Annotated in this window: 23 protein-coding genes and 6 pseudogenes; 18 read left to right on the forward strand and 11 right to left on the reverse strand. The window is 68.1% G+C overall.

Features of this window, described 5'->3' with window-relative positions:
• Position 1 precedes the first annotated feature (1 nt).
• Positions 2–466 carry a cupin domain-containing protein gene (locus tag ACZ601_RS13200; RefSeq protein ID WP_469536690.1) on the reverse strand — a complete coding sequence of 155 codons (465 nt, stop codon included), beginning with the start codon at positions 464–466 and terminating at the stop codon, positions 2–4.
• 113 nt (positions 467–579) lie between these two features.
• On the reverse strand, positions 580–1,533 hold the full coding sequence (locus ACZ601_RS13205; protein ID WP_469536692.1) for a Bax inhibitor-1/YccA family membrane protein: 954 nt from the start codon (positions 1,531–1,533) through the stop codon (positions 580–582).
• 102 nt (positions 1,534–1,635) lie between these two features.
• Here ACZ601_RS13205 and ACZ601_RS13210 point away from each other — a divergent pair, with 102 nt between their 5' ends.
• The 14 genes and pseudogenes from ACZ601_RS13210 to ACZ601_RS13275 all read left to right on the forward strand — a co-directional run bounded on the left by ACZ601_RS13210 (position 1,636) and on the right by ACZ601_RS13275 (position 12,152).
• Complete coding sequence (locus ACZ601_RS13210; protein ID WP_469536695.1) at positions 1,636–1,821, forward strand: hypothetical protein; 186 nt, start codon at positions 1,636–1,638, stop codon at positions 1,819–1,821.
• A gap of 101 nt (positions 1,822–1,922) precedes the next feature.
• The gene (locus tag ACZ601_RS13215) at positions 1,923–2,207 is read left to right on the forward strand and encodes a GNAT family N-acetyltransferase (protein ID WP_469536697.1); all 285 of its coding nucleotides are present in this window, start codon (positions 1,923–1,925) and stop codon (positions 2,205–2,207) included.
• 122 nt (positions 2,208–2,329) lie between these two features.
• On the forward strand, positions 2,330–2,926 hold the full coding sequence (locus ACZ601_RS13220; protein WP_469536700.1) for a TetR/AcrR family transcriptional regulator: 597 nt from the start codon (positions 2,330–2,332) through the stop codon (positions 2,924–2,926).
• Between the two features lie 55 nt (positions 2,927–2,981).
• A pseudogene (locus tag ACZ601_RS13225) lies at positions 2,982–3,614 on the forward strand (MFS transporter); the annotation flags it as partial.
• A 453-nt stretch (positions 3,615–4,067) separates the two neighbouring features.
• The gene (locus ACZ601_RS13230; protein ID WP_469537589.1) at positions 4,068–4,526 is read left to right on the forward strand and encodes a nuclear transport factor 2 family protein; all 459 of its coding nucleotides are present in this window, start codon (positions 4,068–4,070) and stop codon (positions 4,524–4,526) included.
• Positions 4,527–4,592: 66 nt separating this feature from the next.
• Positions 4,593–5,654: an epoxide hydrolase N-terminal domain-containing protein gene (locus tag ACZ601_RS13235; RefSeq protein ID WP_469536703.1), complete on the forward strand. Its 1,062-nt coding sequence runs from the start codon at positions 4,593–4,595 to the stop codon at positions 5,652–5,654.
• Between the two features lie 111 nt (positions 5,655–5,765).
• Entirely contained in the window at positions 5,766–6,995 is a 1,230-nt protein-coding gene (locus ACZ601_RS13240) for an epoxide hydrolase family protein (protein ID WP_469536705.1), read from the forward strand.
• 226 nt (positions 6,996–7,221) lie between these two features.
• Positions 7,222–8,217 (forward strand): TniQ family protein, encoded by a 996-nt coding sequence (locus ACZ601_RS13245; RefSeq protein ID WP_469537592.1) that lies wholly within the window; start codon positions 7,222–7,224, stop codon positions 8,215–8,217.
• 29 nt (positions 8,218–8,246) lie between these two features.
• The gene (locus ACZ601_RS13250; RefSeq protein ID WP_469536707.1) at positions 8,247–8,675 is read left to right on the forward strand and encodes a hypothetical protein; all 429 of its coding nucleotides are present in this window, start codon (positions 8,247–8,249) and stop codon (positions 8,673–8,675) included.
• Positions 8,676–9,124: 449 nt separating this feature from the next.
• Positions 9,125–9,418 carry a hypothetical protein gene (locus ACZ601_RS13255; RefSeq protein ID WP_469536710.1) on the forward strand — a complete coding sequence of 98 codons (294 nt, stop codon included), beginning with the start codon at positions 9,125–9,127 and terminating at the stop codon, positions 9,416–9,418.
• Positions 9,419–9,598: 180 nt separating this feature from the next.
• Positions 9,599–10,606 carry a hypothetical protein gene (locus tag ACZ601_RS13260; RefSeq protein WP_469536712.1) on the forward strand — a complete coding sequence of 336 codons (1,008 nt, stop codon included), beginning with the start codon at positions 9,599–9,601 and terminating at the stop codon, positions 10,604–10,606.
• Positions 10,603–11,331 carry a hypothetical protein gene (locus ACZ601_RS13265; RefSeq protein ID WP_469536714.1) on the forward strand — a complete coding sequence of 243 codons (729 nt, stop codon included), beginning with the start codon at positions 10,603–10,605 and terminating at the stop codon, positions 11,329–11,331. Before ACZ601_RS13260 ends, ACZ601_RS13265 begins: the two co-directional genes overlap by 4 nt.
• Before the next feature lie 131 nt (positions 11,332–11,462).
• A pseudogene (locus tag ACZ601_RS13270) lies at positions 11,463–11,567 on the forward strand (IS5/IS1182 family transposase); the annotation flags it as partial.
• 372 nt (positions 11,568–11,939) lie between these two features.
• The gene (locus ACZ601_RS13275; protein WP_469536717.1) at positions 11,940–12,152 is read left to right on the forward strand and encodes a hypothetical protein; all 213 of its coding nucleotides are present in this window, start codon (positions 11,940–11,942) and stop codon (positions 12,150–12,152) included.
• Positions 12,153–12,207: 55 nt separating this feature from the next.
• On the opposite strand, the gene tnpB is transcribed toward ACZ601_RS13275, so the two are convergent.
• The gene (gene tnpB / locus ACZ601_RS13280; protein WP_469536719.1) at positions 12,208–13,695 is read right to left on the reverse strand and encodes an IS607 family element RNA-guided endonuclease TnpB; all 1,488 of its coding nucleotides are present in this window, start codon (positions 13,693–13,695) and stop codon (positions 12,208–12,210) included.
• Positions 13,692–14,273: an IS607 family transposase gene (locus ACZ601_RS13285; protein WP_469536722.1), complete on the reverse strand. Its 582-nt coding sequence runs from the start codon at positions 14,271–14,273 to the stop codon at positions 13,692–13,694. Before ACZ601_RS13285 ends, tnpB begins: the two co-directional genes overlap by 4 nt.
• 62 nt (positions 14,274–14,335) lie before the next feature.
• On the opposite strand from ACZ601_RS13285, the pseudogene ACZ601_RS13290 reads away from it, so the two are divergent.
• A pseudogene (locus ACZ601_RS13290) lies at positions 14,336–14,821 on the forward strand (siderophore-interacting protein); the annotation flags it as partial.
• Positions 14,822–15,135: 314 nt separating this feature from the next.
• Positions 15,136–15,729, forward strand: a pseudogene (locus ACZ601_RS13295) (alpha/beta fold hydrolase); the annotation flags it as partial.
• Positions 15,730–16,152: 423 nt separating this feature from the next.
• Here the strand turns inward: ACZ601_RS13295 and ACZ601_RS13300 are convergent.
• Together ACZ601_RS13300 and ACZ601_RS13305 are read right to left on the reverse strand one after the other, a co-directional pair.
• Positions 16,153–16,946: pseudogene (locus ACZ601_RS13300) on the reverse strand (winged helix-turn-helix domain-containing protein); the annotation flags it as partial.
• A gap of 128 nt (positions 16,947–17,074) precedes the next feature.
• A complete protein-coding gene (locus tag ACZ601_RS13305) occupies positions 17,075–18,544 on the reverse strand; it encodes a serine/threonine-protein kinase (protein ID WP_469536725.1) in 1,470 nt (489 codons plus the stop codon).
• Between the two features lie 943 nt (positions 18,545–19,487).
• Here ACZ601_RS13305 and ACZ601_RS13310 point away from each other — a divergent pair.
• On the forward strand, positions 19,488–20,567 hold the full coding sequence (locus ACZ601_RS13310) for a hypothetical protein (RefSeq protein ID WP_469536728.1): 1,080 nt from the start codon (positions 19,488–19,490) through the stop codon (positions 20,565–20,567).
• A 66-nt stretch (positions 20,568–20,633) separates the two neighbouring features.
• Here ACZ601_RS13310 and ACZ601_RS13315 read toward each other — a convergent pair whose 3' ends face one another.
• From ACZ601_RS13315 to ACZ601_RS13330, 4 genes are all read right to left on the reverse strand, one after another.
• Positions 20,634–21,020, reverse strand: coding sequence for a DUF6415 family natural product biosynthesis protein (locus tag ACZ601_RS13315; RefSeq protein ID WP_469536731.1), 387 nt, complete (start codon positions 21,018–21,020; stop codon positions 20,634–20,636).
• Positions 21,017–21,205 carry a hypothetical protein gene (locus tag ACZ601_RS13320; protein WP_469536733.1) on the reverse strand — a complete coding sequence of 63 codons (189 nt, stop codon included), beginning with the start codon at positions 21,203–21,205 and terminating at the stop codon, positions 21,017–21,019. Before ACZ601_RS13320 ends, ACZ601_RS13315 begins: the two co-directional genes overlap by 4 nt.
• Before the next feature lie 404 nt (positions 21,206–21,609).
• Positions 21,610–22,716 (reverse strand): LLM class flavin-dependent oxidoreductase, encoded by a 1,107-nt coding sequence (locus tag ACZ601_RS13325; RefSeq protein WP_469536736.1) that lies wholly within the window; start codon positions 22,714–22,716, stop codon positions 21,610–21,612.
• Complete coding sequence (locus tag ACZ601_RS13330) at positions 22,716–23,693, reverse strand: amino acid--tRNA ligase-related protein (protein ID WP_469536739.1); 978 nt, start codon at positions 23,691–23,693, stop codon at positions 22,716–22,718. Before ACZ601_RS13330 ends, ACZ601_RS13325 begins: the two co-directional genes overlap by 1 nt.
• Positions 23,694–23,984: 291 nt before the next feature.
• On the opposite strand from ACZ601_RS13330, the gene ACZ601_RS13335 reads away from it, so the two are divergent.
• On the forward strand, positions 23,985–24,758 hold the full coding sequence (locus ACZ601_RS13335) for an SDR family NAD(P)-dependent oxidoreductase (protein WP_469536741.1): 774 nt from the start codon (positions 23,985–23,987) through the stop codon (positions 24,756–24,758).
• A 518-nt stretch (positions 24,759–25,276) separates the two neighbouring features.
• Here ACZ601_RS13335 and ACZ601_RS13340 read toward each other — a convergent pair.
• Positions 25,277–25,561, reverse strand: a pseudogene (locus ACZ601_RS13340) (restriction endonuclease); the annotation flags it as partial.
• Between the last annotated feature and the right edge of the window lie 23 nt (positions 25,562–25,584).

Here is a 25,584-nt window from a genome sequence, read left to right on the forward strand (position 1 = left end):
CTCAGTAGGTGGTCACCAGCGGCTCGTCCTCGTCAACCACGTACGTGGAGAGCATCATCGTGGTCACCTTGCCGACGTTGACGGCGTTGTGAATGGCCCCGGACGGGATGAAGAACGGGTCGCCCGTGCGCAGGCGGATCGAGGGCCGGTCGTCGAACTTCATCAGGACGTCACCCCGGATGATGTAGCCGACCTCCACGCCGGGGTGGCTGTGCCGCCCCGACTCCTTGTGGCGGGGGATCTGCACCAGCGTCTGCACCGTCTCCCAGCCCTCGGCCGGTGACGGGTGTTCCTGGAGGAGGGTCCGGGTGACACCCGCGGTGGGGTCGGGGTCGACCGGGTGGTGGGGGTGCGCGGGGCCGGCCGTGTCCGCGGCCTGCGCGGAGGACGAGAGGGCGGCGGCGCCGAGGGCGCCGGCTGCCGCGACGCCACTGGTACGGAGCAGGGCACGTCGATTGATGGTCACTGGTTCCCCTTGGGATCGACGGAGGCTGACTTGCAGAGGTGTGACTGGTTTCTCCAACATATCCACATGCTCGGAGGCACACAAGGCTGCCGAATAAGTCATACGTGTGCGTCTCAGCAGACGTCGTCCTCCCGGACGAGTGTGAACAGGCGGAGCGTCTCGACGTAGAGCCACACCAGCGTCAGTACGAGGCCGAAAGCCGCCGTCCAGGCCCGCTCGGCGGGGACGCGGTCGGCGACGGCGGCCTCGACCTGCCGTAGGTGCAAAGAGAGGCATCCGGCCGCCAGACCGGCGCCGAGGACGCCGAGGACGAGACCGAGAACCCCGCTGCGGAAGCCCAGCCCTTCGACGTCGGTGAGGACGGTGAGCAGCGCGTTCACCCCCGCGAGCAGGACCAGTCCCGCCACGGCCGCTCCCGCGAAGGCTCGGACGCGGTGCGCCGTGCGCAGCAGGCCTCCTCGCGACGCCAGGAGTACGACGGCGAAGACCGCGAGGGTGCCCAGGACCGTCTGGACCAGCGCCCCGGGCGAGAAGTGCGTGGAGACCGTGTTCGCGAGGATGCCGAGAAAGAAGCCCTCGAAGGCCGCGAAGGCGAGGATCAGCGCAGGTGAGGGCCGGTGCCGACGGTACTGGACCACCCCGAGGGCCAGGGCGGTCAGGGCCGCCCCGCCGGCCAGTCCGTACAAGGCCCCGAGGTCCCTGTGGCCGATCGGCAGGGCTGTCAGCGCCAAGAGGGCGGCGAACGCCGCGGTGCCGAGCGCGGCGCTCGTCCGGGCCAGGACGGCATTCACCGTCAGGACGGCACCGAAGGTCCGGTTCCCGGGGGCGGATCCGGCTCCGGGCCCAGGGGTCAGGCGGCGCGACAGCACGGGGTTGCTGCTCTTGAGGACACGCTCCTCCATCAGCCACGCCCGGTAGGCCTCCGCCGCCCGCAGCTCGCCGAACCGGTGCTCGAAGGCCTGCTGCTCGTCCGTCTGCTTCTCATAGGTCTGCACGTGCTCGCCCGCTTCGGTGTGGTCGTTCCTGCTAGGAGGCATCAGCTTCACATGACGGATGTAACCAGTCAAGACGGTTATTAAACTTAATAACCGTCTTGACTGGTTACATATGTCGGGGCATGCTGAAGGGACACCTCGGAACGGACACACCCCAGACAGGCAGGCGACACCATGTCTTGCATACCCGCGACGGACCTTGACGCGCCGGCGGAACCCGTCCTCCGTCCCTCCACGCCACCGACCGGCCTTCCGGCGGAGCCGGGCGTCGAGGCGTGGCCCGACGCCGCCCAGGTGTGGTCCTGGTCGCAGTCCGTGACGATGTTCGGCTACGGCCCCGCGAACAGCGCGTTCCTCTGAACCCAGAGCTTCCGGGCCCGTATCGGGCCGGAGCGCGTGTCGGGCCGGAGCGCGTGTCGTTCGCGCATAACGGAAACCCAGTCAGCACGGCGCGCGCAGCCGTGGGCCGCCCCTTCGTGCGCGCGTACGTCGCCGAGACGGGCGGCGTGCCCGCGGCGGCCGGACTGGAGATCCTGACGGAAGGACAGGTAGGACTCGCCAACATCGGCACCCTGCCCGAGTACCGGCGACGCGGGACCGGGCAGGTGGTGACCGGGGCAATGCCACAGGACGCGCCAGGATCCGGAGCACACGCGGCATACCTGCATTCGGACAGCGCGACAGAGTCGTTCTTCCAGCAGGCCGGTTTCCGGACCGAAAAATCCTGGTCCTCCTTCACGGCCTGACTCCCTGGGCGGGCAAAACACACACACGTCGGCGACAGCTCTCCTGTCGTCGCATGCGGCAGGGCGGGTGAGCCGAATCTCGCGATGGACCATCGAGTCCAAATTTGTGGGACGATGGGCGGATGAACAAGGGACTGACCGCGAAGGGCAGGGCGACCCGGCAGCGCATCGTCGTTGCCACGGCGCTTCTGAGCAGGGAAAAGGGCGCCGCCGAGACAACGCTCGACGACGTGCGAGCGGCCACGGCGACCAGCAAGAGCCAGCTGTTTCACTACTTCCCCGACGGCAGAGCCGACATCCTGACGGCCGTCGCCGAGTACGAGGCCGAGCAGGTTCTCGACGTGCAGCAGCCGTTCCTGGGCGATCTGTCCACCTGGGAGTCGTGGCTGAGCTGGCGGCAGGCAGTCGTCGACCACTACATCGAACTCGGGCAGCGGTGCCCCCTGGGCAGCCTCACCACCGAACTTGGCAAGTCGTCTGTGGAGGCGCGGGCCATCCTCGCCCGCCTGTTCACCGAGTGGGAGGAGGCTCTCTTTCTCGGCGTACAGGCTCTGACGGACGATTCGCCGGAGGCGGCCCGGGTCCGCGCGCGCAGCATTCTGGTCGCAATTCAGGGTGGCGTCGTCATGCTTCAGGCCACGGGACGCACGGATTACCTGACCGCCGCCCTCACGACCACGACGGACTCCCTGCGCCCGGCCGGTGCGGGTACCGACTGACGCCCGACGCAATAATGGACTTGAACGTCCATACTTCAAGACCCAAGACTGGACCATGCCATCCAGTGTTGAGTCGGAACCGATACAGAACCTCGCTCACCCCCACTCCGCGGCCGCGGAAGGGGCACGGAGCGCGCTGATCCTTCTCTCCGTGGCCTCGGTCTCGTACGCCCTGGTCCAGTCCGTGGTGAATCCGGGTCTGGAAGCACTCCGGGGACATGTCCACACGAGCCAACTCGGAGTGGGGTGGGTACTCACCAGCTTCCTGCTCGCGAGTGCCATCCTGACGCCCGTCCTGGGCCCGCTCGGCGACCAGATCGGCAAGCGGCGCGTGCTGGTCGCGGTACTCGTCCTGCTCGCTGCCGGCAGTGCCGTCGGCGCCCTTGCCACCAGCCTGCCCGTGCTCATCGTGGGCCGGGTCCTGCAGGGTGCCGGCGACGCCGCCCTTCCCCTGGCCTTCGGGCTCCTGCGCGACCTGCTGCCCGCGCATCGCGTCAGCACCGCAGTCGGCACGATCGCCGCCGTCAGCTCTGTCGGTGGCGCACTCGGAGTGCTCGTGGCCGACCCCATCGTGACCACGCTCGGGGTCCCCTGGCTGTTCTGGCTGCCGGCGCTCGCCAACGGGCTCGTGGCCCTCGCCGTGGGGTTCTTCCTGCCACGCACCGGCAGTCCGACTGGTCCCACTGGCGACGTCAAGCGCAACACCGGGCACGCATCAGCCACGACAAACGACGGGGCCACCACCCCTGACCTGAACCGCCGTCACTCCAGACACGGTTGCAGTAGTAAGTCGAGAACCCAGTCGGATGACCGATGCAACGCACCAGTGTGTCTGCTTGATTGGGGCCGCATCCGACGGCGGAGCATGTCTGTGGCCAGGTGTCCCGACAGCATCGCCCCACGCAGGGAGGCAACATCGCAGGGCAGTACCCACAAAATGGACCCACACGTCCATTATTGTGATGCGGGCCACGCCGTTTGGACTTGCCAGTCCACACCACATGGGCTCATAATTGGACCATCAAGTCCAGAAACGGAACGCCGCTTCCGGACCAGGCACCGTCGGACCAAGGCGACCAGCCGGCCGAGCGACCGTCCGCCGGGGCGCCCGTTCACTCCACCGAAGCGAGGACAGCCAGCCATGGATTCCACCGAGCGTCTCGTCACCATCGAAGACCTGCGCCGCCTGATGGCCCGCTACGTCCGTTACGCGGACCACCAGCGCTGGCAAGACCTGGCCGACCTGTTCACCCCGGACGGCTCGTTCACCCCGCACAAGCCGGACGGCTCCGTGTGGATGCGCATGGAGGGCCGGGATGGGATCGTCGCCATGGTGGGCGGCAGCGGCGGCCCCGGCGTGACCCTGGTCCACCACCTGTTCTCCGACGAGATCGACGTCGACTCAGCGACGAACGCACACGGCGTATGGGCGATGGAGGACATCATCACCCGCCCCGACGACGCCGAACTGTCGGAGGACATTCCCTTCCGGGGCATGCACGGGTTCGGTCACTACCACGCGCGCTTCGTCAAGACAGCCGGCACCTGGTACATCGCCGAACTCAAGCAGACCCGCGTCCGCCTGGACTTCTCCGTCTGACCATCCCGGGCGACACCCATCAATCCGGCTCGACCCCGCCGACCCCGACCCGAAAGCAGCGGAGCCGTGAGCAACGACGTCCGCCAAGACGTCCTGGACGACCTGCGGAACCGGCTGCTCAACACCCGGTTCTTCGACGACCTGGACAACGAGGAGGAGTACTACGGCATCAGCACCGCCTATCTCAAGCCGTTCATCGAGTACTTGGCCGACAGCTTCGACTGGCGCGCGCAGGGGAAGCGGCTGAACTCCTACAACCGGCACACGGTCGAGATCGACGGCACGCCGGTGCATTTCGTCCACGTGCGCGGCAAGGGCCCGAAGACGACCCGGCTCATCATCCATCCCAGCTGGCCGTGGCCCGGCGAGTTCAGCTACGGCCTCATACGAGAAGTACGGGCCGCAGGCTCCGACCACGGGGCCCTTGTCACGAGCGCGCTCGGTCTGCCTCGGGGGCAGTTCGCCAACGAGCGGTTCTGGGACCTCACGGACGGCGCCGAGATCCCCGAGGACGCCTCGCCGGAGATCCGGGCGGACCTGGAGGACTTCGTCGACACCTATGTGTCCCACGTCGCGGCGCACATGCTGGACGGTTCGACCCTCACCCACGGTATGCAGGACTCGCCCATCGGCATGCTCGTCTGGCTGCTGAAGCGGTGGAAGAAGTGGAGAGCCAAGCGGGGCGACTTCGACAAGAACTTCCCCCGCGACTTCATCCTCACCCAGGCCACCATCTTCTGGGTGACGCAGTCCATCGACAGCTCCATTCGCATGTACCGCAACGCCGAGCGTCACCCGTGGGTTCCCTCCCACGACCGCCGGCCCACTGTGGAACCCCCGGCCAGCTTCACTCTTCTCGTCGGTGACCACTTCCCGCCCGGCGTCAACACTCCCGAGGAGCGCATCGCAGCCTTCGAGAACGGGCCCGCGCGCGGTGCTTTCAACCCGGTGAACGTGAATGCCCACATGAATGGCGGACACTTCGTCCACCACGAAAACCCCGAAGCGTTCGTCGCCGACCTGCCGGAGACGTTCCGTCGCATCCTGTTACGCGGTGACCAGCGGCTTCTTCTTCCCACGGAGGGGGCGGACCGATCCGGCGCATCCCACCCACATACTGAGCCGTAGGTGTGCACACGTCGGGCCGCCCCCTCGCCAGGCGCCCCGGACGCTGACGAACAGGCGTTCCCCGTTCTGCTGTGAACCAGTGGACACCCCCTTATGACAGGAGCGGACACCATGCACACTCCCCCCTCGGGCCAAGCCCTTCCCCCGTTCACCGTCAACGTCGAGCAGAAGGTCCTCGAGGACCTGAGGACGCGGCTGAGGCTGACACGATTCGCCGCCGACCCCGAGAACGAGGACGGTCGGTACGGCCTAAGCACCGCCTACCTCAAGCCCCTGGTGGAGTACTGGGCCGACGGCTTCGACTGGCGCGCCGCCGAGGCCAGGCTCAACGCCTTCAACCAGCACCGCGTGGACGTTGACGGCACCCCTGTGCACTTCATGTACGAACGGGGGAAGGGGCCGGCGCCGATCCCCCTACTTCTCGCGCACGGCTGGCCGTGGACCAGTGCCCACTGGAACAAAGTCATCGAACCGCTCACCGACCCGGCCGCCTCGGGTGGCGACCCCGCCGACGCCTTCGACGTGATCATTCCTTCCCTGCCCGGCTTCGGTTTCTCCACTCCGCTGACCAACCCCAGGGAGAACTACGCGGACATCGCGGACCGCTTCCACACGCTGATGACCGACGTGCTCGGCTACGAGAAGTACGGGATCGGCGCCGCCGACTACGGCGCGCTGGTGGGCTCCCGCATGGGCCATAAGTACGCCGACTCCCTCTACGGCATCCATCTCGGCAACGAGATGCCGCCCGTCATGTTCCAGGGCGACCGCGCTTGGGACCTGTCCGGAGGCCAGCAGACCGAGGACCTCCCGTCGGCGGAGCGGACCCGGCTCGTGCGGCGCAACAACATCTACGCCTCACACGTGGCGGCCCACATCCTCGACGGCCAGACGATCACGCACGGGCTGAACGACTCCCCGGCCGGCATGCTGGCCTGGATCCTGAAGCGGTACAAGACCTGGAGCGACCGCAACGCCGACTTCGACGAGAACTGGCCTGTCGACGACATTCTGACCTTCGCCACCATTTTCTGGGTCAACGACGCCATAGGCTCCTCGATCCGCGCCTACAAGAACGCCAGCCTCTACCCTCCGCAGCCGGTCAACGACAAGACCCCGTACGTGCAGGCCCCGGCCAGCTTCACGTTCCTGCTGGGCGACTCCTCCCCCGGTGCGGAGACGGCCGAGGAGCGGGCCAGCATTTTCCGGAATGGCGGCGCCCGGTTCTACGCCGACATCCGAGACGTGAACGTCCATGAGAAGGGCGGCCACTTCGGTCCCTACGAGAACCCTGAGGCGTGGATCAACGACCTGCGTGCCTCCTTCCGGAAGCTACGCTGATCACCTGTGGCCGATACCGCATACCTGAGCGCACTCCGGCTGCTGAACACCCAGCCGGGAATGCTCACTTCGGGCCGCATGCCCGAGTACCTCTTCACCCGCACCAACGGCGTCGTCGGCCTCCTCGAACGCCTTATCGAGGACGGCTGCACTAAAGCGCTCACCAGCGGCATCGAGTGCCTGACCGAGACCCTCCTCGACGGCCTCCCCCTCACCCTGGGTACTGCTGGCGGGCTACCATCTGCGTCTCGCCCACCGGATCGGCATCTCTCCGCTCGACTTCGCGCACCGGTGCGGACTCACCGCAGGGACGACGTTCCCCACCCACCACCTCGTCCGCCTGGACGACAAACAATCCCGGCAGACCGCCACCGTCTGCCGACTCGCCCTGCCCGAGGTTCACGCGCTCACCCTCGCGACGCAGGCCCCCAGCTATCCCCCTCTACACCCCGTTTACCCGGGACGACATCAGAGCCAGATCGACATGGCCAACGACGGCTGGGTCTTCACGGCCTTCAGCCGGTACTGCCCCGCCTGCCTGGCAGACACTGCCGGTCTTCCGGGCGGGGCGGTCTGGCAGGGCTCGTGGCGGCTCCCACTCACATTCCTCTGCACACGCCACCACCGCATTCTCGACTGGCGGTGCCCCAACTGCCAGGCGCCCGCATTCTCCAACGGCTACCGGGCCGACGGAAGATGGCGACCCACTCAGCTCACCCCGTCACCGCGTAGCCGCCTCCACCCGGCGCATGCCGCCATGGCTCCGGCATGCGCCCAGCAGCTGGACCATCCGTCTGCCCCAACCGAGGCGATGGTGCACGCTCAACAGCGGCTGTCCGCGGCCGCGCGTTCCGTGGCCGGGCAGAAGGTCGAGAGTCTGGGCCGGCCTACCTCGCCCCAACGGTTCCTTAACGATGTCCGTGCCGCCACGCTCGCCATCTGCAGCACCTGGCCGGCCACGGCGGAAGTCCTCACCAGCACCGAACACTTGGACGCGGTCGCCGCTCACGCCGAGGCCCTGAGCCGAGCGCCTGCGGAACGATCCGGAGCCCAAGGGGACGGCTGGCTGGCTCGCTCTGTCGACCACCCGCCTGGCGATCCGCTGCGGGCCGCCGCCCTGATGGCCCTCGTCGTCCGGTTCCTGACGACCCGGGCGGTCAGACAGTCCTCGCCCGCGTGCTGTCCCGGCTTCCCTCCAGCCGTGCCGGATATCGCCGGCTGAAGCGCCTCGCCCCACACTGCTCATCCGGCATGAACACCGCCATCGACGAGAGCACCCACCTGCGTCACGGAATTGTCGGGCCACCCGCGCTCTTCCCACAGCCTCCGAGCCGCCAGGGCCTGCTCGACCCGAAGAACATCCCGCAACATCTTCCGGACGCCTGGGCCTGGCCACTGGACGAATTGAACGGGCCCGCAACCCAACTGCGCAGAGACGCCGCGATCCGCCTCGTCCAGATGAACCGCGGTGGCTCCCGCGCCGCGGCTGCCCGCTACCTCGGCATCACCCCCGGCGCACTCCAGCCCGCAAGCGTCACCATCCGCGCCTGGCAGAAGATGCCGGGCAACGCGGACGCCTACCAGGGCGCAGTTCAACGCATCGCCGAAATCGCGGCCGCGACCGAGGTGCCTTCCTCGACGAGGCTCACCGCTCCTGATGAGATGACCGTCGGGCCTTGAACCCGTCGATGCGGGGACCGACTCCCCCTGGTCGCGGAACCGGGACCTGGATCTACGCTGGGCACTCCTTCCGCCCCGTCCGAGGAGTAGCGTGCCGCCGGCCTTCGTCCACCGGATCACTAAATACGACCCCGCCGACCGCTACGAGCACGGTCACTACACCGGCACCGAGGACACGATCAGCGACCACGGGCCCGTCGAAGCGGCCTACCTTGCGGCGGTGGCCGCCTTCGCGGAGGGCTCAGGCATCGACCGGCTGGAGATCCGCGACCCTGCGGTCACGGGCTTCGTCCACTTCGGCGGGGAGCCCTCAGTTGCGGATTACGGCCTCGGCGGGCTCTTCCCGCCCGACCTCACCGGCTACCACGACGGGGCCGAGGTCTCCCTTCCGGTCGCCCTGGAAATGGTCCGTGCCATGCTCCGCGACCACGCCGGAAAACCTCGGCACAGTGCGCGCCGGTCTCGGCCCGCGCGCCTTGCTGACCGTCTGGCCCGACCTGGCCCCGGACGTCGGCGCCGTCCTCACCGCATTACCCCGGGAGGAATCCATCGTGTCCGTCTGGGAGGCACAGGACGGGACGATCAGCCACGCGATCGTCGACGACACCGACTACCAGGAGTTCGTCGCCCACGTGGCCGATGCCCGAGCCGCCTGCGCCCTGCCCCTGTCCCTCGCCGAACACCACCCGCTGCTCTGTGCCGCCCTCCCGGACAGCGACGGCGTACTGCGCGCCCGGTGGTGATCTGTACGTGCGCCGGGTGAGCCAGCCGGCTCCTGGCAGGCCAGATATCGCGCTCAGTCACAGCAGTTGACTGACCGATACGCATGGCCACTTCGCGCTCTAGCTGACCCGCGCCTACCCTGCTCGGGCGCCCGCCGCCCCCGCTCCTGAGCAGCCTGGCCTGGGCGTTAGCCTCAGCGGATGATTCCTCAGCCGCCACCGAAGGTCATCACGCGTCACCGCGACGGGCGGATCCACGCCTACGTCGTGGGCGCCGGCGCCTACAGGACGCTGGAGCCCGCAGCGGTGTTCCAGCCGCGGGCTGGCGACGAGGTCGTAGCGTCGGTGGTCCGGCAGGATCTGGAGCGGGTCGTGTACACGACGCTGGTCGGAGTCGTCTGCCTCGCGCGTGCCGGCGACCTTATGTGGGCCTCGGACTTCGAGCCGCACTCTGACGTACGCCATGGCCACCGGCCTGGCTGTGCGCTGTCTCAGGACGGCCGGACAGTGTGGGTCTACCGGCCGGACGCGATGGCGGGACGCGGGGGCGGGGACCAGTGGGTGGTGCACGACGCCGACAGCGGTGTGGTTGTCACCCGCCGGGAGCTGGAGACGGTCGGGCACGGTGCCTCCCACCACGTGCATCCCGTGGACGGCAGCGTCTACCTCGACGTTGGTGAGGGCCAGGACGGCTCCGTCATTCTCCGGGGTACGGGCGGGGCGGACAGCGAGCCGGAGTTCGTGACGTACCCGTGGTCGGACCGCTGCCTGATCGACCTGGCGCCGTCAGGGCAGCAGTTCATGACCGTGGACCACGGGCAGGCGGACGTTGCCTTCCACGACCACCCCGACGGGGGCGTGCTCTTCACCCTCCCCATTGAAGCCTTCGGGTACGACCCGGAGGAGGCCTTCGTGGAATGGAGCGGCGGCTACCTGACCGAGTACACGGCCATCGTCACCCTGGGCGGTGAGAGTCAGGACGAGGAGGAGTGGTTCCGCTACCACCTGGTCGACGTACGCACTGGCACGCTCAGCGGCGAGATCACCGTCGAGGTGGGCAACCCGTACGAGCTGGTCCCCATGGGTGATGGTTCCTGGCTCACCGGCGGCCCCGGCGACGCCCCCGTCCGTTGGCCCCGCGCTCCGCAGCCGTCCGCACCACCGCGCCCGGCCGAATCAACCTTTCCCTGCGAAAGGCAGAAGCAATGACGGCGGACACCCGAGTGCCACTGATCCCTCAGGCGCCTGAAAGCCTGAGCCGACGAGCTCGCTACTTCGTCGAGGGGCACGGGCTCCGTGTTCCCCGCCGCGACCTCACGCTCTGTCGGGAGGTATGGCTACAACATGGGATACCACCTGCGGAGATCGACCGGGCTGTCGCCTTCCAAGAGCGCTGGGGCGGCATCGCTCTGCCCCCTGCCCCCGCATACGAGGGCGGCCCGCGGGTTCTGGAAGCCGATGTGCCCGAAGGCTCGGCCGTGGGCGGATGGCGGTTCTCCGCCGGCGGCTGTCGCGTCTCGATGGCCCACGGGTTCATGATCGGGCCGGAAGGCGAGTTCGGGATCGACGCCGACCACTGGACACCGCTGCACGCCAGCACAGAGGGGTGGGTGGAAGCCCTGGCTCTGGCCGACCATGCGGGTTACTGGGCCAAGACGATCACGAAGATCAAGGGTGACGCCGTTGAGGAGCTGCACCTCGACGGATTTGAGCCGGTACCTGAAGTCCAGGGACTTGCTGACACCTGGTGGCGGGGCAAGGACTCACTGATCGCCGTCTACCGCGGCGAAGCCTCCGGCTTTGACGCCCCCCACTGCCTCAGGGCACATATCTACGACGGACTCGATGCATGGGCCTCGGCGGCACCTGACCCCCGAAGGCCAAGCTCGTCGGTCCCGCCGCTGAGCGTTCGGTTGGCCGTAGGGGCCAAGTAGAGCGCTAAGTCATAGGACGTGTGGCTGAGCGCGATAGTTGGCGCTTGAGCAAGCTGATTGGCCACCGAGCTCGACAGTTGGCGGAGTGCCGGTGAGCCGGGACGCGATGGTTGGAACCTGGCCACGCTTTATGGACCATCCTGATCAGACTGCGCTGCCGCCCGCGCCACGCAACCGCGATCGTGCAGGCCATCCTCGTTCTGCACCATGTCGAAGCGAACCGCTACACAGGATGAAACAGGCTCCGGACTGAACGTATGCCTGCTGGCTCCTGGCCATGCCGGTCCTCACCCTCGGTGTGGCGACCTCGCTCCCGCCGCACCAGGCGGGCCTGGGCTCCGGTCTCGGCACCACGCGGCCCGGGAGGCCGGCGCGGCCTTGGGCGTCGCGGCCACCGGCATCACCTGTCCGCCCACGCCGACCTGAGCTCCGTCCTGGGCCCGGCCCTGCGCACGGTCGCTCTGCTGGTCCTGGCGGCGACGGCGGCCATGGTCGCCGGTTACGGCGACGTCACCCCAACACGCACTATCGCGAGCCCTCGTAAAACGCGTACTATCGCGTTCAGCCTCCCGCTGAGTACGACAACCCGCCCTGTTGAGGAGCCCTTCATGCCCGCTGTCCTGAACCCCGTCCTCGATCTTCTGACCGTACGCGGCACCGTCACCGAGGCCGAGCAGGTCACTGCCCGGATGCGTCGGCTGCGCATCGACGGCAGACAGCTGGCCGGCCTGGAGGTCCAGCCGGGCCAGCAGGTGCGAGTCCTGGTCGGCGGACTCACCCTCCGTACGTATTCGATCTGGCACTACGACCCGTTGCTTTAATCATCAGTAGATCTCAGCAATTCCGGCGTTTCTGCCGGAATGGTCCGTAACGGTGTCACCAGAGTGCGAGTTGCGTTCTGATGTCCTGTTGACGGTCTCCCGTTTCTGTCCCGGCTCTGGGGTCGGGGATTGTGCCACCTGCCCGCCCCGCCCGCGCCGTGAGGCGTGGGCGGGTGGTGCGGGTCTTACGGTCGGCTCCACGGGGCTTCGACCTCACCGTGACGGTGGGGTCCAGGTCTCCGGCCACTCCGGTACCTGTACTGCGGGTGGTGCGCGTGATGCGTGTGGTGCGGGTCGTGAGGGCGAGCAGATTGTGTCCGGCGTTGGTGTCCCGGTCCAGGACGAGTCCGCAGATGTCGCACTCGAAGACGCGCACGCTGAGGGGCAGCTTGGCTTTCACCGCACCACAGCGTGAGCATGTCTTCGAGGAGGGGAACCACCGGTCGGCCACAACGAGGCGTGTCCCGTGGCGGCGGGTCTTGTACGTCAACTGGCGGCGGATCTCGCCGAACGCCGCATCCGCGACCCGGCGTGACAACCGCCGGTTACGGCCCATCCCCGCCACGTTGAGGTCCTCGACCACCAGGGTGCCGTACTCGGAGGTGAGGCGGGTGGTCAGCTTGTGGAGGGTGTCCTCGCGCAGGTTCGCGACCCGGTGATGGACCTTGTTCCGGACCCGGTTCGCCTTCTCCCACCGACGGGAGGGCTTCTGCCCCCTGCGCCGGTCGGGGCCCCGGCGCCGGGACACCACACGGCTGGCACGGGCTAGTTGTTTCTGTGCGCGGTCCAGGTGGCGGGGGTTGGGTTCCTCGGTCACGTTCCCGTCGCTGTCCGCGAGGACCGCCAGGGAGGTGATGCCGAGGTCGATCCCGACCGCGGTATCCGGGCGGGCGACCCGCACCAGCTCGTTTCGCTGTTCGACCTGGAAGGCGACGAACCAGCGCCCCCGGTCCAGACGCACCGTCGCGGACAGGATCCGCATCGTGCCCGCGTCGATACGGGCACGCAGATCGGAGCGGTGTTCATGGAGACGGATCGTTCCGATCCTGGGCAGGGTGACATGCCTGCCATCGGGTTCGATACGGATCGTGCCCGTCGTGAACCGGCATGCCGGACGCGCCTTCCGCTTCGACTTGAAACGCGGCACACCCACCCGCGCCCCCTTGCGCTTCCCGTTCCTGGACTTCGCGTAGGTGTCGAAGGCGGCCGAAGCGTTGGCCAGACCGGTGTTGTAGGCCTCCTTGGAGTTCTCTTCCCACCACCCCGCGAACCGTGGATCGGTCCGCTTGGCCTCGTTGAATGCCTTCCGCAATGACGGCAACGACCACGACCGCCACGGTGTCAGCTCATCCTCCGCGATCCCGTACGAGGCTTCGGCTCTGCGCTGCCACCACACCGCCGTGACATGGGCAACGGCCCAGTTGTACGCAGCCCGCGCCGCACCCGCATGCGAATACAGACGGGCTCCGGCCGTGGCGTTCGGATCCAGAGCCAGCCTGTGCGCAGACACGGCGAAGCCCGGCTGCGGGACGAACTTCTTCATCCGGCCACGTCCTGCGGGGCGGTCGCGGCAGCGACAGCGCGGGCCGCCCGGTTCTTCGCCGAGTGCCGGCCGTACAGGCGGGCGCACATCGAGGTGAGGACCTCGGTGACGTCCCGCACCAGGTCATCGGCGGTCTCAGCCGGGTCGAGGACCAGCAGGCGACGCCCCGAGGCCGAGAACGCCGCTTCGAGGTGCTCGACGCCGAACCGTGCGAGCCGGTCCCGATGCTCGACCACGATCGTCCCCACGCCCGGATCGACCAGAAGCCCGTGCAGCTTACGGCGGCGCCCGTTCAGACCGGACCCGATCTCCGTCACCACCTCCGAGACCGCCAGGCCCCGGGCGGTCGCCCCCTGAACCGCCCGCGCCACCTGCCGCTCCAGATCCGCCTTCTGATCACCCGACGACACACGGCAATACACCACCACCCGGCCCACCGACTCCAGGACGGGCACCGTCACCAGCCACGTACCCGACGGCGTCTGAACGACCGGAACCGGCATCCGGCCCTCCTTCGCCCACGTCCACGCAGTCTGATAGTGCACACCGTTACGCGCCGCCCACTCAGAAAGCTTCACAACACCACGATATTCACAGAGGGCACCGCATATCCACTGAAAGAAATAGGAACAGTTGTTTACCCTCCGGCGGCGTCGAGTTGTGCGTGCTGGACCACGCAGCGGGCGGACCGGGCGCCCAATGGGGCCGCACCGTCGCACCAGGCGAACAGGTGCGGCTGCGGCGCCCCGAGGGCACCTTCACACTGCGTCCCGACGCCGCCCGCCACCTCTTCGTGGGCGACGAGACGGCCTCGGTCGCGTTCGGTGCGATGCTCGCGGCGCTGCCCGGGGAAGCCGTCGTCTCCGGGTGCGTCGAGACGGCGACAGCTGCGGACCAGCTGCCCCTAGCGGGCGGCGACCGGCTCGACTGGGTACTCCGAGGTGAGACGTCACTGCCGGACGCGGTACGACGTCTCGCCCCCGAACCCGGCGGGATCGCGTATGTCGCCGGAGAGGCACGGGACGTGCAAGCAGTGCGGCGGGTGCTCGTCCAGGAAGCGGGGTGGGACCGGCGCGCGGTCCTGACCAAGCCGTTCTGGACGCCGGGCAAGAAGGGCATGGACTGACGGCCAGGGTGTACGCCTCCGTCCGCCACTACGTAGCCAGGCACCTGGCCCAGCCCCAACACACGTCACAGGGCGGCACCCCCTTGGGTGCCGCCCTGTGACGTCACGCCGCCGAAGCAGTTCACCTGAGACAGGACACGAAACGGCCCAGATCAACTGTGACCTGGACCAAATCGGTTGAGTGGTCACCGGAACTGGTTCCACCATGCATGGCATGGTTCCAACCATCGTGTCCCGGCTCAGCCGGGGCTCCTCATGGGCAGGTGAGACGGTGGGGTAGCGCGGGCTGAGCCCCGGAGCGGAAGGGTCGTTTCGTGTTCGAGGAATTCACCACCAGGACGGTGCGCACCAGTGAGGCGTCCGTCTTCGTTCGGCACGGGGGCGAGGGCCCGCCCCTCCTGTTGTTGCATCGCCACCCACGCACGTCGGCGACTTGGCACCGGGTCGCACCCGTCCTGGTGCGGCGCGGTTACAGCGTCGTCTGCCCCGACATGCGCGGGTACGGGCGCTCCTGCGGCCCGGCGCCCGCTTCGGATCATGTCCCGCACTCCAAGCGCGCCGTGGCCAAGGACATGATCGAGGTCATGCAGACGCTCGGGCACCAGCGCTTCGATCTCGTCGGCCACGACCGGGGGGCTGCTGTGGCGCTCCGCCTGGTGCTGGACCACCCCACCGCGGTGACCCGGGTGGCGTTCGTGGACGGCCTGCCGCTGAGCGAGCACCTGACCCGTGCGGATGCCCGGTTCGCCACCGCGTGGTGGCACTGGTTCTTCTTCACCCAGCCGGAGATCCCCGAACGCGTCATCAACGCCGATCCCGACGCCTGGTACCGCGGCGACCCCGAAGCCATGGGGCAGGAAAATCAGGACGATGGGCGCGGGCGGCCTCGGGGCACTGGCGGTATCCGGCCCTCTCCGTCGCGGTCAGGTCCCGGCGGACCGTCCGCAGGACCGTCGCCAAGGAAGGCACCGGGTCGAGCAGCGGGACGGCCTGTGGAGGGCGCCGCCCGGGACGGAAGAGCGAGGCGGCGGCACGGCCGGTTCGTCAGGCGGAAGGGCCAGTGTCCGGTGGTGGGGATGTGGTGGTTCCCGTGCGGGCGCGGGCGACGAGCTCGCGGTGGACCGCGGAGGCATTGCCGTGCCAGTACGCCAAAAGCACCGGGAGTTCAGGGGTGATCTCGAGGCGGGTCGTACGGCGGGCGCCCGGGGACGCAGTGATGGCGGGTGTGGTGGTGGCGTCGGCCAGCCACCTCCACACAGTGCGGTCCGAAATATTCAGGCACTGTGCGGTCGCCGACACATGACCGCGGCTGAGACTGCCCTCGGCCCGCAGTCGAAGATGAGGACGATCGGGCCGCCGAGCTGTTGGTGGGCTGCGATCAGAAGGTCCCGGTAGTCGCGCCAGGAGAAGCTCTTGCGCCCGTCGCGCCGGCCGTCGTCCCGGCGGGGACGGTAGATCAGCCGGGATCGGTGGCCGGGTTTGTAGCAGGTCAGCGCGGCGATCGATATCCGTCTGCGAGAGCGGCCGCGGACCCGCACCACCGGGGTCCGGCCGCGCTGGGACCAGGTCTTGGCATGCGACGGCGTCATGGAGAAGCCGGCTTCGTCCTCGAAGACCAGCCAGGCTCCACGAGCCGCCGCTAGTCTTCCGCGCGGGGCCACACCTCCTCGACCCACCCAGCCACCGCGTCGTCATCGCGCTCCATGGCACGACGGGCCGGAACCTGGCAGGACCAGCCGTTCCGCACCAACAACTTGCGTACGCCCTGGATCGTGTAAGTGAGGTGGAAGCGCCGTCCGATCACCGTCTTCACACGGCTCAGAGTCCAGCGCTGGTCCTCCCAGCCGTGCGCGGCCGGCCCCTTGGCCAGCTCCGATTCCAGCTGAGCGAACTGCTTCTCCTTGAGTCTCGGCAGCGATGCAGGCCCCTGCGATCTCAGGGATCGTGGACCGCCCTCGGCCCATGCCTGACGCCATCTCTGCACCGACCGGACGCTGACCCGCAGATCTCTGGCGATCGCTGAACTGCCCTCGCCCCGGGCAAACCGCTCAGCCGCCTGAATCCGTAACTCCGCGCGCTTGCACTGCCGTTCAGCAGTCAACCCGCCACCCTGTGGATACCTCATCCTCCGGTGATACCGCGGGCGGGCACCAACCGTCAGCCCCTATGACTTCACGAGTTCAATCTCAGTAACCATGAGAACCACGGGAGCCTGCCCTAGCAGGTGGGGCTGGCTCCCGTGCACTCAACTCGTCACTTCCTCCACGACCCTTGCGGCTCCCGCTCGGGCATGCGGCTGGGGTGTCCCAGCTCCCCGCTGGCAGCCACGGCCAACCAGTTCGTCCACCTGTCGATGAACTCGTCCAGATCGCTGATCGAGAGAGAAGTGAAGGGCCAGGCCACCTGGTTCATGGCCATGCCTGGGCCGACTGCACCACGGGCCTCATGGTGGGGGTCGAGGGCGAACGGGTCCATCGTTGACATCCCGCCGCGTAGCGGCATCGCCATGAAGGCCGTCTCGAACCACTGGTACCGCTCGACCGCCTTGGCGTCGGCGTACCAGAGGGAGTGGCTACGGCCCTCGTAGCCACTCCGGTTCTGCGGGATCTTGAGTTGGATGGCCGCGTGGGCGATCACATCGAACGGCGCCATCGTCTCGGCGTTCCAGACGCTGGGGTCGGTCGCCTTGGCGCCGGTGAAGGTCAGCTGGGCACTGGACAGGCGGACCGTCCAGCCTCCCTGATTGTCCCTGCGTGCCTCGGCCGTGGAGACGATGTTCGTGATCGTGGTCAGGAACTGGTCGGAGATGAGGCTGAGCGATGTGCGGGCGGCTTCCAGGAGGTCCCGGCGCCGCTCGGCTTCCGTGGCTTCCGCCGACGCCTGGCGGTCGGCTTCGGAGCGACGTGCGGCTTCGGCCCGGTTCGCCTCGGCCAGGGCGGCCAGCCCGCCCGCCAGGGATGCGGTGGGGATGCGCCTCAGTCGCTCCAGTACATTGCCGGCCGCGGGGCGGCCCTGGGGAGCGCGGAAAAGGCATTCGGTGATCAGCGCAGCCAGCAGGGCGGGTGCGGTGGTGAGCGGCGGTGGAGTGCCGTGGAGGTGCTGGTCCTGGTAGTCGTGCTCGTACGGCCCGGTGAAGGGCGTGGTGCCCTCCAGGAGCTCGTAGGCGAGGACGCCCAAGGCGTAGATGTCGCTCGCGCTCGTGGCCCGTAGGTTCTTCCAGCGCTCCGGGGCCATGTAGGCAAGGGTGCCAGCGAACTTATAGGTCTGCTGTGCAGTGGTCGCTTCGGCGTAGCGGGCGATGCCGAAGTCGGCCAGGCACCAGCGGCCGTTGAGAAGCAGGACGTTCTCAGGCTTGAGGTCGCGGTGGACGACCTGGCCGTCAAGGTCGGTCAGGGTCTCGGCGATGTCCGTAAGGACGCGCACGGCCTCGGCCAGGGCGAGAGGCCCGTGCTGCTGCAGGTGTGCCCGCAGGGACTTCTCCGCCCGGGGCATGACGAGTACCCAGTGGTCTTCGTGCTCACCGTTGTCAAGGATCGGCACGATGTTGCGTACGCCATCGAGTTCGGTGAACAGCATCTCCCGTTCCGCGCCAGGCCGCTTCGGGACCATCTTCACTGCGGCGGGCAAGCCGTTGACATCCTGCGCTGCGTAGACGGCGCCGAAGCCGCCTCGCTCTCCGATGGGCTCGCCAACGACCCATTCACGGGCCAGTTTCAATCTCATGAGCACGCGCCTCGCCATCTTCGACCGCTCTGTCTGAATCATCATGCCGGAGCACTCCGACACCCGATCCGCGTTCACTCAAGCGGGCATGCTGAGGAGGGCGTGCCCTTGCCGGCTGCATGACGGTCTGGAGCATTTTGGTGAGGCCGTCCTCGCGGCGGAACCTCAGCATGCTGTCGCGCGCGAGTCCGTGGGGCAGCGGGAAGCTGTAAGTGCCAGCTCCGTTGACGGGATGGAGCTAATGGTTCGCCCCTAGCTCAGCTCCGACACCGCGCCACTTGTCATTCTGCTGGACGACCTCAAGTTCGTGTGGGGGCCGCGGATCCGCCTCAGCAGGTAAGCAGCCGGGAACGAGCAGCGGGGCCGAGCAGGATGATCCCGTTCGGCCCCGCTGCTGTGTGGTCAGCCGAAGCCGAGCGTGTCCGGGGGCGGCGTCGACGGAGGCGGCGTCGGGGGGGGTGGCCCTGCTGGGCGGTCTCCCAGCGTGCGATCAGCTCATCCTTCCATCCCTTCACGGGAGGCCAGGGGATGCCCCATTCGGCGAGCGTGGCACGCGTCCAGGCACCCTTTTCTGTGCGGGCGGCGTAGATCTCTTCAGGGGATGGCAGTACAGGCATGCGGGATCAACGAACGGCAGGGCGCAGGTGTCACCCACCAGCGCCGACTTCGCCCCCGGTGCCAGCGGCATCGCGCCCCAGGGCCAACACGCACTCCAGTTTGATGCCGTGGGTCCGGGCGGCGTGGCATCGCACGTAGCCCCTGGGATCGTGGGTGGCCTCCGCGGGGCTATCTGACGGTCGGGGCGGGTTCGGTGAGACGGTCCAGCCGCGTGTAGAGGACCCGTACGAGCCGGACGCGGTTCCGGGCATAACGGGCTCCTCATACAGAGCACGGTGCCGCAAATATGAGTGCTCACGCGTGACGGATTCAGGATCATGGGGGCATGAATAGCGAGGACTCCCCAGACGCAGAAGACGGCGATGAAGACTTCGGCCAGGAAGCGGAGCCGCACCAGGGTCGTGGCGCCAACTACGACCTGTCCGGCTTCATGGAGTCGATCAGGCAGATCTCGGCCTGGCAAGACAAGATGTTGGAGCCCACCCGCCGCCACATCCGACAGATGGAGTCCACCCGCCGGACCATCGAAAGCGTCATGGGACCGGGCAATACGGCCTACCAGGCTGCACTGAACGCCCAGCGCCATTACCAGGCGATCGCTGAGCCCATCCTGGCACTGCAGAGCGATCTCAGGGACATCTACGACTGGCACGGCCGCATCAGTGACGTCGTGCGCAGCGTGTCGCTTCCCCGCACGCTGCTGGACCAACTCGCAGCGACAGCGGCCCTTTTCCTGCCTGGCAATCTCGTCGGCCTGGACGCTGAGGACCTCTACACGATTCTGGAGATGGGTGAGGACGACGGGCTGTCCCTCGCGTGGGCACCCCGGGCCGAGATCGTCAAAGCCCTGTTCCCCCTCGAGGAGCGCCAAGAGCGCTATGCCCTCCTGGGTGAACGCCGCGGAGACGTTCTCCACGACGTCGACGCCAGTCTCCAGAGCGTCACCCATCCTGAGCTGACCGGCATGGTCGCCATCCTGAGCGCTGCCACCCGCACCGCGCGGGCCGGCTTCGGTGAGGGCGCCCAAGCCCTGGCGGGCAATGTGCTCGAGACCGCGATGAAGAAGCACGGCAACGCCTGGACCCGGCGTTCCTTCCCCCAGGTGACCTACCCGCCGAGGGCCGGGCACCACGGCACCATCGGCAGTGCCCTGGGCGACGCGGACGATTGGGGCGATCTCACTCTGCGGCAGTTCAAGCACTACCTGGTGCTCGCGGGCATGCGAAACGCCTTCGGGCCTGGCGCCACCCAGGACACCTTCAACCGCCACCTTGGAGCGCACCAGGCTTCGCCCGACGCCTACCGTCCGGAGTTCGTTCTGCCAGCAATCCTCCTCGCCCACGCCTTGCTGCGTGCGTTGGACCAGGATCTCGATCGCCCCGACGAAGAAGAAGACGACGCGTAGCTGCTGTGGGCCTCCGGGCGCGGACGCGGCGTCCTCAAGGGGTGTCCGACCCATCGGGCCGTCGGGTTAAGCCGCGGCCGGGACGGGCTCGGTGAGGCGGTCCAGCCGCGTGTAGAGGGCCCGCACAAGGCGGGCGCGGTTCTGGGCGCAGCGGGCCGTTCCTTCGATCGGGGTGGAGAGGCGGCCGTCGGCTTCGCGGAGGACGACTTCGGCGAGGGCGCCGCGGCCGTCGCTTTTGGGCAGGGCGGCGACGTGGCGCCGGACGTCGGAGGCGACGGCGCGGGCGTGCCCGGTGAGTTGGAGGGCGATCTGCTCGTAGTCGCTGGGGGCGAGGTCCGGGTTCTTCCACGCGAGGACGGCGGTCACGAGGGCTTCGTGCGGGGCGCGGTCCAGGGGCAGTCCGGCCTCGAAGAGGCCGTGGGGGTCGTGGAGCACGATGGTGGTGCCACTCATCGGGTGCTCGCCGCGTCGTCGTCCTGGCCGTGGTCGCCGGTGTGGGCGTCCGGGGCCTGGACGGCGAGGAAGCGGGCGTAGCCGCGGTCTGCTCGTTCCAGCAGCGTGGGGGAAGGCCAGCCGAAGTCGGGCGGCTGGAGGCCACGGCCTTCCGGCTGAGGGTCGGTGGGTGTGGGTGCGCTCATGGGGCACCGCCTCCGTTGCTGGGGTGTCGGTGGTGTTCGACGCTGCGGAGGAAGTGGATTGGTCCTCAATCGGATTGCGGAGAATTGCGGGAGGTTCACTCCAGGGCGTCGATCGCGGCCCGGATGAGGGCGCGGGCTGACCGCCTCATGCACCACGCTCACCTCGTGACCACCACCGGTGACTCACACCGCCTCGCCGAGGCCCTCGCCGGCAAGGGAGTGGTCCCCTTGAACTGACCCCACCCCAGGAACACCACTGGCCACACGCCTAGATTTCTGATGGCCACCAGCCTGGACACCCAACGGCCACCTACCTAGGTATCTCAATGGCCGTTGACAACCGACGCCACAGGCGGTGGTTCTCTCCGGCGAGCCGACCGTCCGGTCGGCTCGGGGCGTTCCGATCAGTCGTGCGCCGGGTGATTCCAGAGTCCCGCCTGGGCGAGCAGTGGGAGGACGCCTTCACCGAACCAGTACGCCTCCTCGAGGTGCGGAACCCCCGAGAGCACGAACTCGTCGATCCCGAGCCGGTGATATTCGATGATCCGGTCGGCCACTTCCTGGTGCCCTCCCACCAGGGCCGTGCCCGCTCCGCCGCGGACCAAGCCAATGCCGGCCCACAGGTTGGGCGTGATCTCCAGGCCGTCGGAGCGCCCTCCATGCAGCGCTCTCATCCGGTGCTGGCCTTCCGATTCGCTGTCGCGCAGTCCCGCCTGGACCGAGCGGATCGCCTCGGGCCCGAATCCTTCGAGCAGCCGCCGGGCCTCGGCCCACGCCTGCCCGGCGGTGTCCCGGGTGATCACATGAAGCCGGATGCCGAAACGCAGTCGCCGCCCGGCCCGTGCGGCGAGTGCGCGTACAAGGGCCAGCTTCTCCGCGATCTGCAGGGGTGGTTCCCCGAACGTCAGGTAGACATCGCTGTGGAGTGCGGCGACCTCGATGGCCGCCTGCGACGATCCTCCGAAGTAGACGGATGGCACCGGGTCGGGCAGCCGGCCGAGCCGGGCGCCCTCCACGCGCAGGTGCGATCCGCTGAAGTCGACCGACTCGCCGCCCCACAGCCGTCGCACGATGTCCAGGAACTCGCCGGTTCTGCCGTACCGGGCATCCTTCTCCAGGAAGTCGCCGTAGGCGCGCTGCTCCCGGCTCTCGCCACCGGTGACGACGTGAAGGAGGAGCCGGCCCTCCGAATGGCGCTGGAAGGTGGCGGCCATCTGCGCGGTGAGGGTCGGGGAGACGAAGCCGGGCCGCAAGGCGACCATGAACTTGAGGCGTTCCGTTTCCCGCGCGAGCATCGCGGTGGTCACCCAGGCGTCCTCACACCAGGCACCCGCCGGGGTGAGCGCACCGTCGAAGCCCAGCTGTTCGGCGGCGACGGCGATCTGCGCGAGGTAGCGGACGGTGGCGGGCCGTTGTTCCTCCTTGCTGCCGGCGGCGACGTCGTGGCCGCCGCCCACCACGTTCCGGCCGTCGCCGTACGTGGGCAGGAACCAATGGAAGGTCAGTGTCATTACTCGCCCGACCCGATGTGCCGGTTCGGGCCGGAATCGTGGGCCGCCAGCAGGTCTAGGACGCTGTCGGCACCGGCGATATGGCGTACCAGCCGTTCCAGGCCGAGCCCGAAGCCGGCCGTCTGTATCCCGGACCGCTTCTTCCACGCCGCGTAGACGCGATTCGGTTCGCCGCCGAGCAACCGGGACTGCTCGGAGATCTCGTTCGCGTCCTTCGGCCGGAGCCCTCCCGTGGCGAGCTCACCGTGGCCTGCGGGCAGCATCAGGTCGTAGGTCTCCTGGAGCCCGTCCTCACCCTGCTGGTACAGCGAGTCGCGCACGCCGAGCGGATAACGGTGGATCCAGAACGGTGAAGTGAATTTCTCGGTGAGAATCCGTTCCTCGTGATGGGTCAGATCGGTGTTCTGCGACTCCCGAGGTCCTCTCCCGGCAAGTTCGAGCGCCTCGGTGAAGGAAACCCGCGGGTAAGGGCCGCTCCGCAGGCCGGCCAAGCGCTCCGCAGCCCCGCGCCCCTCCTCCGGGAGGATCGGTTCCAGTTGGGCGGCAAGCCCGCCGAGGATGTCCTCGGTGACGCCGAACACCTCGTTCGCGTCCCCGGCCCGCCACTCGACCACCACCTGGAAGAACGTGTACAGGTGCCTTCCCGACGTGTCCTCGCCGTCCATGAGCAGACGCAGACACGGGGTGACGCAGTAGACCCGGTCCGCATGCTCAAGAGCCATCTGCTTTTCCACGGAATGGCTCACGGGAAGCTGATACGCCCATTTTCCCTCCACTGAAACGCGGCCGCCCTCGTCCTTCACCTGTGGGCGCGCCCGGTCCCCCAGGACCGCGATCGAGTGCCGTGCGCCCGGCTCGCTCTGAGAGGACAGCAGCGCGGGAAGGATTTCCAAGAAATCGTGATCAAGAAGACTTCTACGCAAAGCCTGAAGGATCCGGCCGGTCCACTGATACGACTGTGCGGGCGAGAAACTCACTGTCACTCCGATGAAGTTGTGGCGATTACCGGTCGCGTGACCGCTCCGGGGTTTCCCCTCGTTTCTGCGTCTCGTCGCCCGGAGACAAACGCCAACCCGCCGCTATGGCCTGATCCTTCCGGACGCCCTTCGGTATCGGGAAGAGGACGCTGCCCTATCAGTGTGATCATTATTTACGTCCATGATCGGCCAGTTTTGTTGGGTACGCCTTCACTCGTTGCCCACCGATAGGCCCGGCGATAGTGTGGACCATTTCTCTGACGATGCTCTTGCCGAAACGAGGATGTGCTCATGGCCGAACTGCGTACGGGTGGCCTTGGATTCTTCGATCTGACCGGCAAGGTGGCTGTCGTCACCGGTGGCAGCAGTGGCATAGGGGCCGCGTGTGCCCGGCGTCTCGCGGAGGCCGGAGCCCACGTGGTCGTCGGCTACAACTCCGGTGCAGCCCGTGCGGAGGGCGTCGTCGCCGCCCTACCCGGTGAAGGTCACAGCTCGGCACACATACCGCTCGACGACTCCACCACCGTGGGCAAGGCCGCTAGCCTCGTCGCCGACCGCCACGGTGTGGTGCACGTACTGGTCAACTCCGCCGGCACCACCAAGCAGGTGGACCACGGCGACCTCGAAGGGCTGACGGACGCAGAGTTCGACCGGATCCTGACGGTGAACGTACGGGGTACCTTCTCCGTGATTCGCGCGTTCGCCCCGCTCCTACGGTCCTCCGGCGACGCGGTTATCGCCAACATCTCCTCGATATCCGGCTCCACGGGGCTGGGAAGCAGCATTGCCTACTGCGCGGCCAAGGCGGGCCTGGACGTCATGACCACATCCCTGGCGCGCGTGCTCGGCCCACAGGTGCGCGTCTTCAACCTCTCGCCAGCAGCGGTCGACACCGGCTTCGTCCCCGGCCGCGATCCGGCCGCGGTCCGAGCCCAAGCCGCGTCGGCGCCGCTCCGGATCGCCGCGGACCCGGACGACGTGGCCTGCTCCCTGATCGGCGCCGTCACATCGCTGCGGCTCAGCACCGGCACCGTCGTCGTCATCGACGGTGGCGGACACCTGTAGTCGCCGGGCCGCCGGCGAGGAGTTCGCCGATGACGTGGCGGGCGGTGGGCGCCATGACGGGGTTCGTCTCCTTGGAGCAGTTCAATTCCATGAGGGTGATCGACAGGGCCCAGCCGTGGGCACGTGTCCACATCGCGTCGTCCGGGTCCAGTGCGACCCGGAAGGCGGGGCGGGCCGCGGCGGGAGGACGTACCCGGCCGCGATCAGGTCGACGGCGGGTTCGCCGAGACCGGCGCAGCCGAAGTCGATCAGCCAACCATCAACCAGATCGCCGCATCCGCGCTGACAAAGGGTCTCCAGAGCCCCGCCGAAGACGATGACGAGGATGCCCCGCTCTCCGATCCCGGCAGCTCGGATCCGGAGGTCAGGCTGACACAAGGCAGACGACCCGGAGACGAACCGCTGACGGAGAGCAGCTGAAGACAGGGCTATTCAGTGGGGGACCGGACGTTCAGGGGCAGCCGTCCCGCCCGCCACGGCCTCCACCACCAGAGTCCTTCGCCTCGATGGAGGACGCTTCAGCCTCTCTCCGGGGCGAGCGCGGAGTCCAGCCGGTCCAGGCGTTCGTAGAGGGCACGAACCAGGCGAGCACGGTTCTGGACGCAGCGCACGGTTCGTTCCAGCGGGACGGAGAGCCGACTGTCGGCTTCGCGGAGGACGACTCCGGCGAGGGCGCCGCAGCCGTCGCTCTTGGGCAGGGTGGCAGCTTGTCGCCGGACATCGGCGGCGACCGTGCGGGCGTGCCCGGTCAGCTGAAGGGCGATCTGCTCGTAGTCGCGGGGTTCGAGGTCCGGGTTCTTCCAGGTGGCTTCGTCGATTGTTGAGG

The sequence above is a fragment of the Streptomyces sp. NPDC104307 genome (assembly GCF_055584045.1).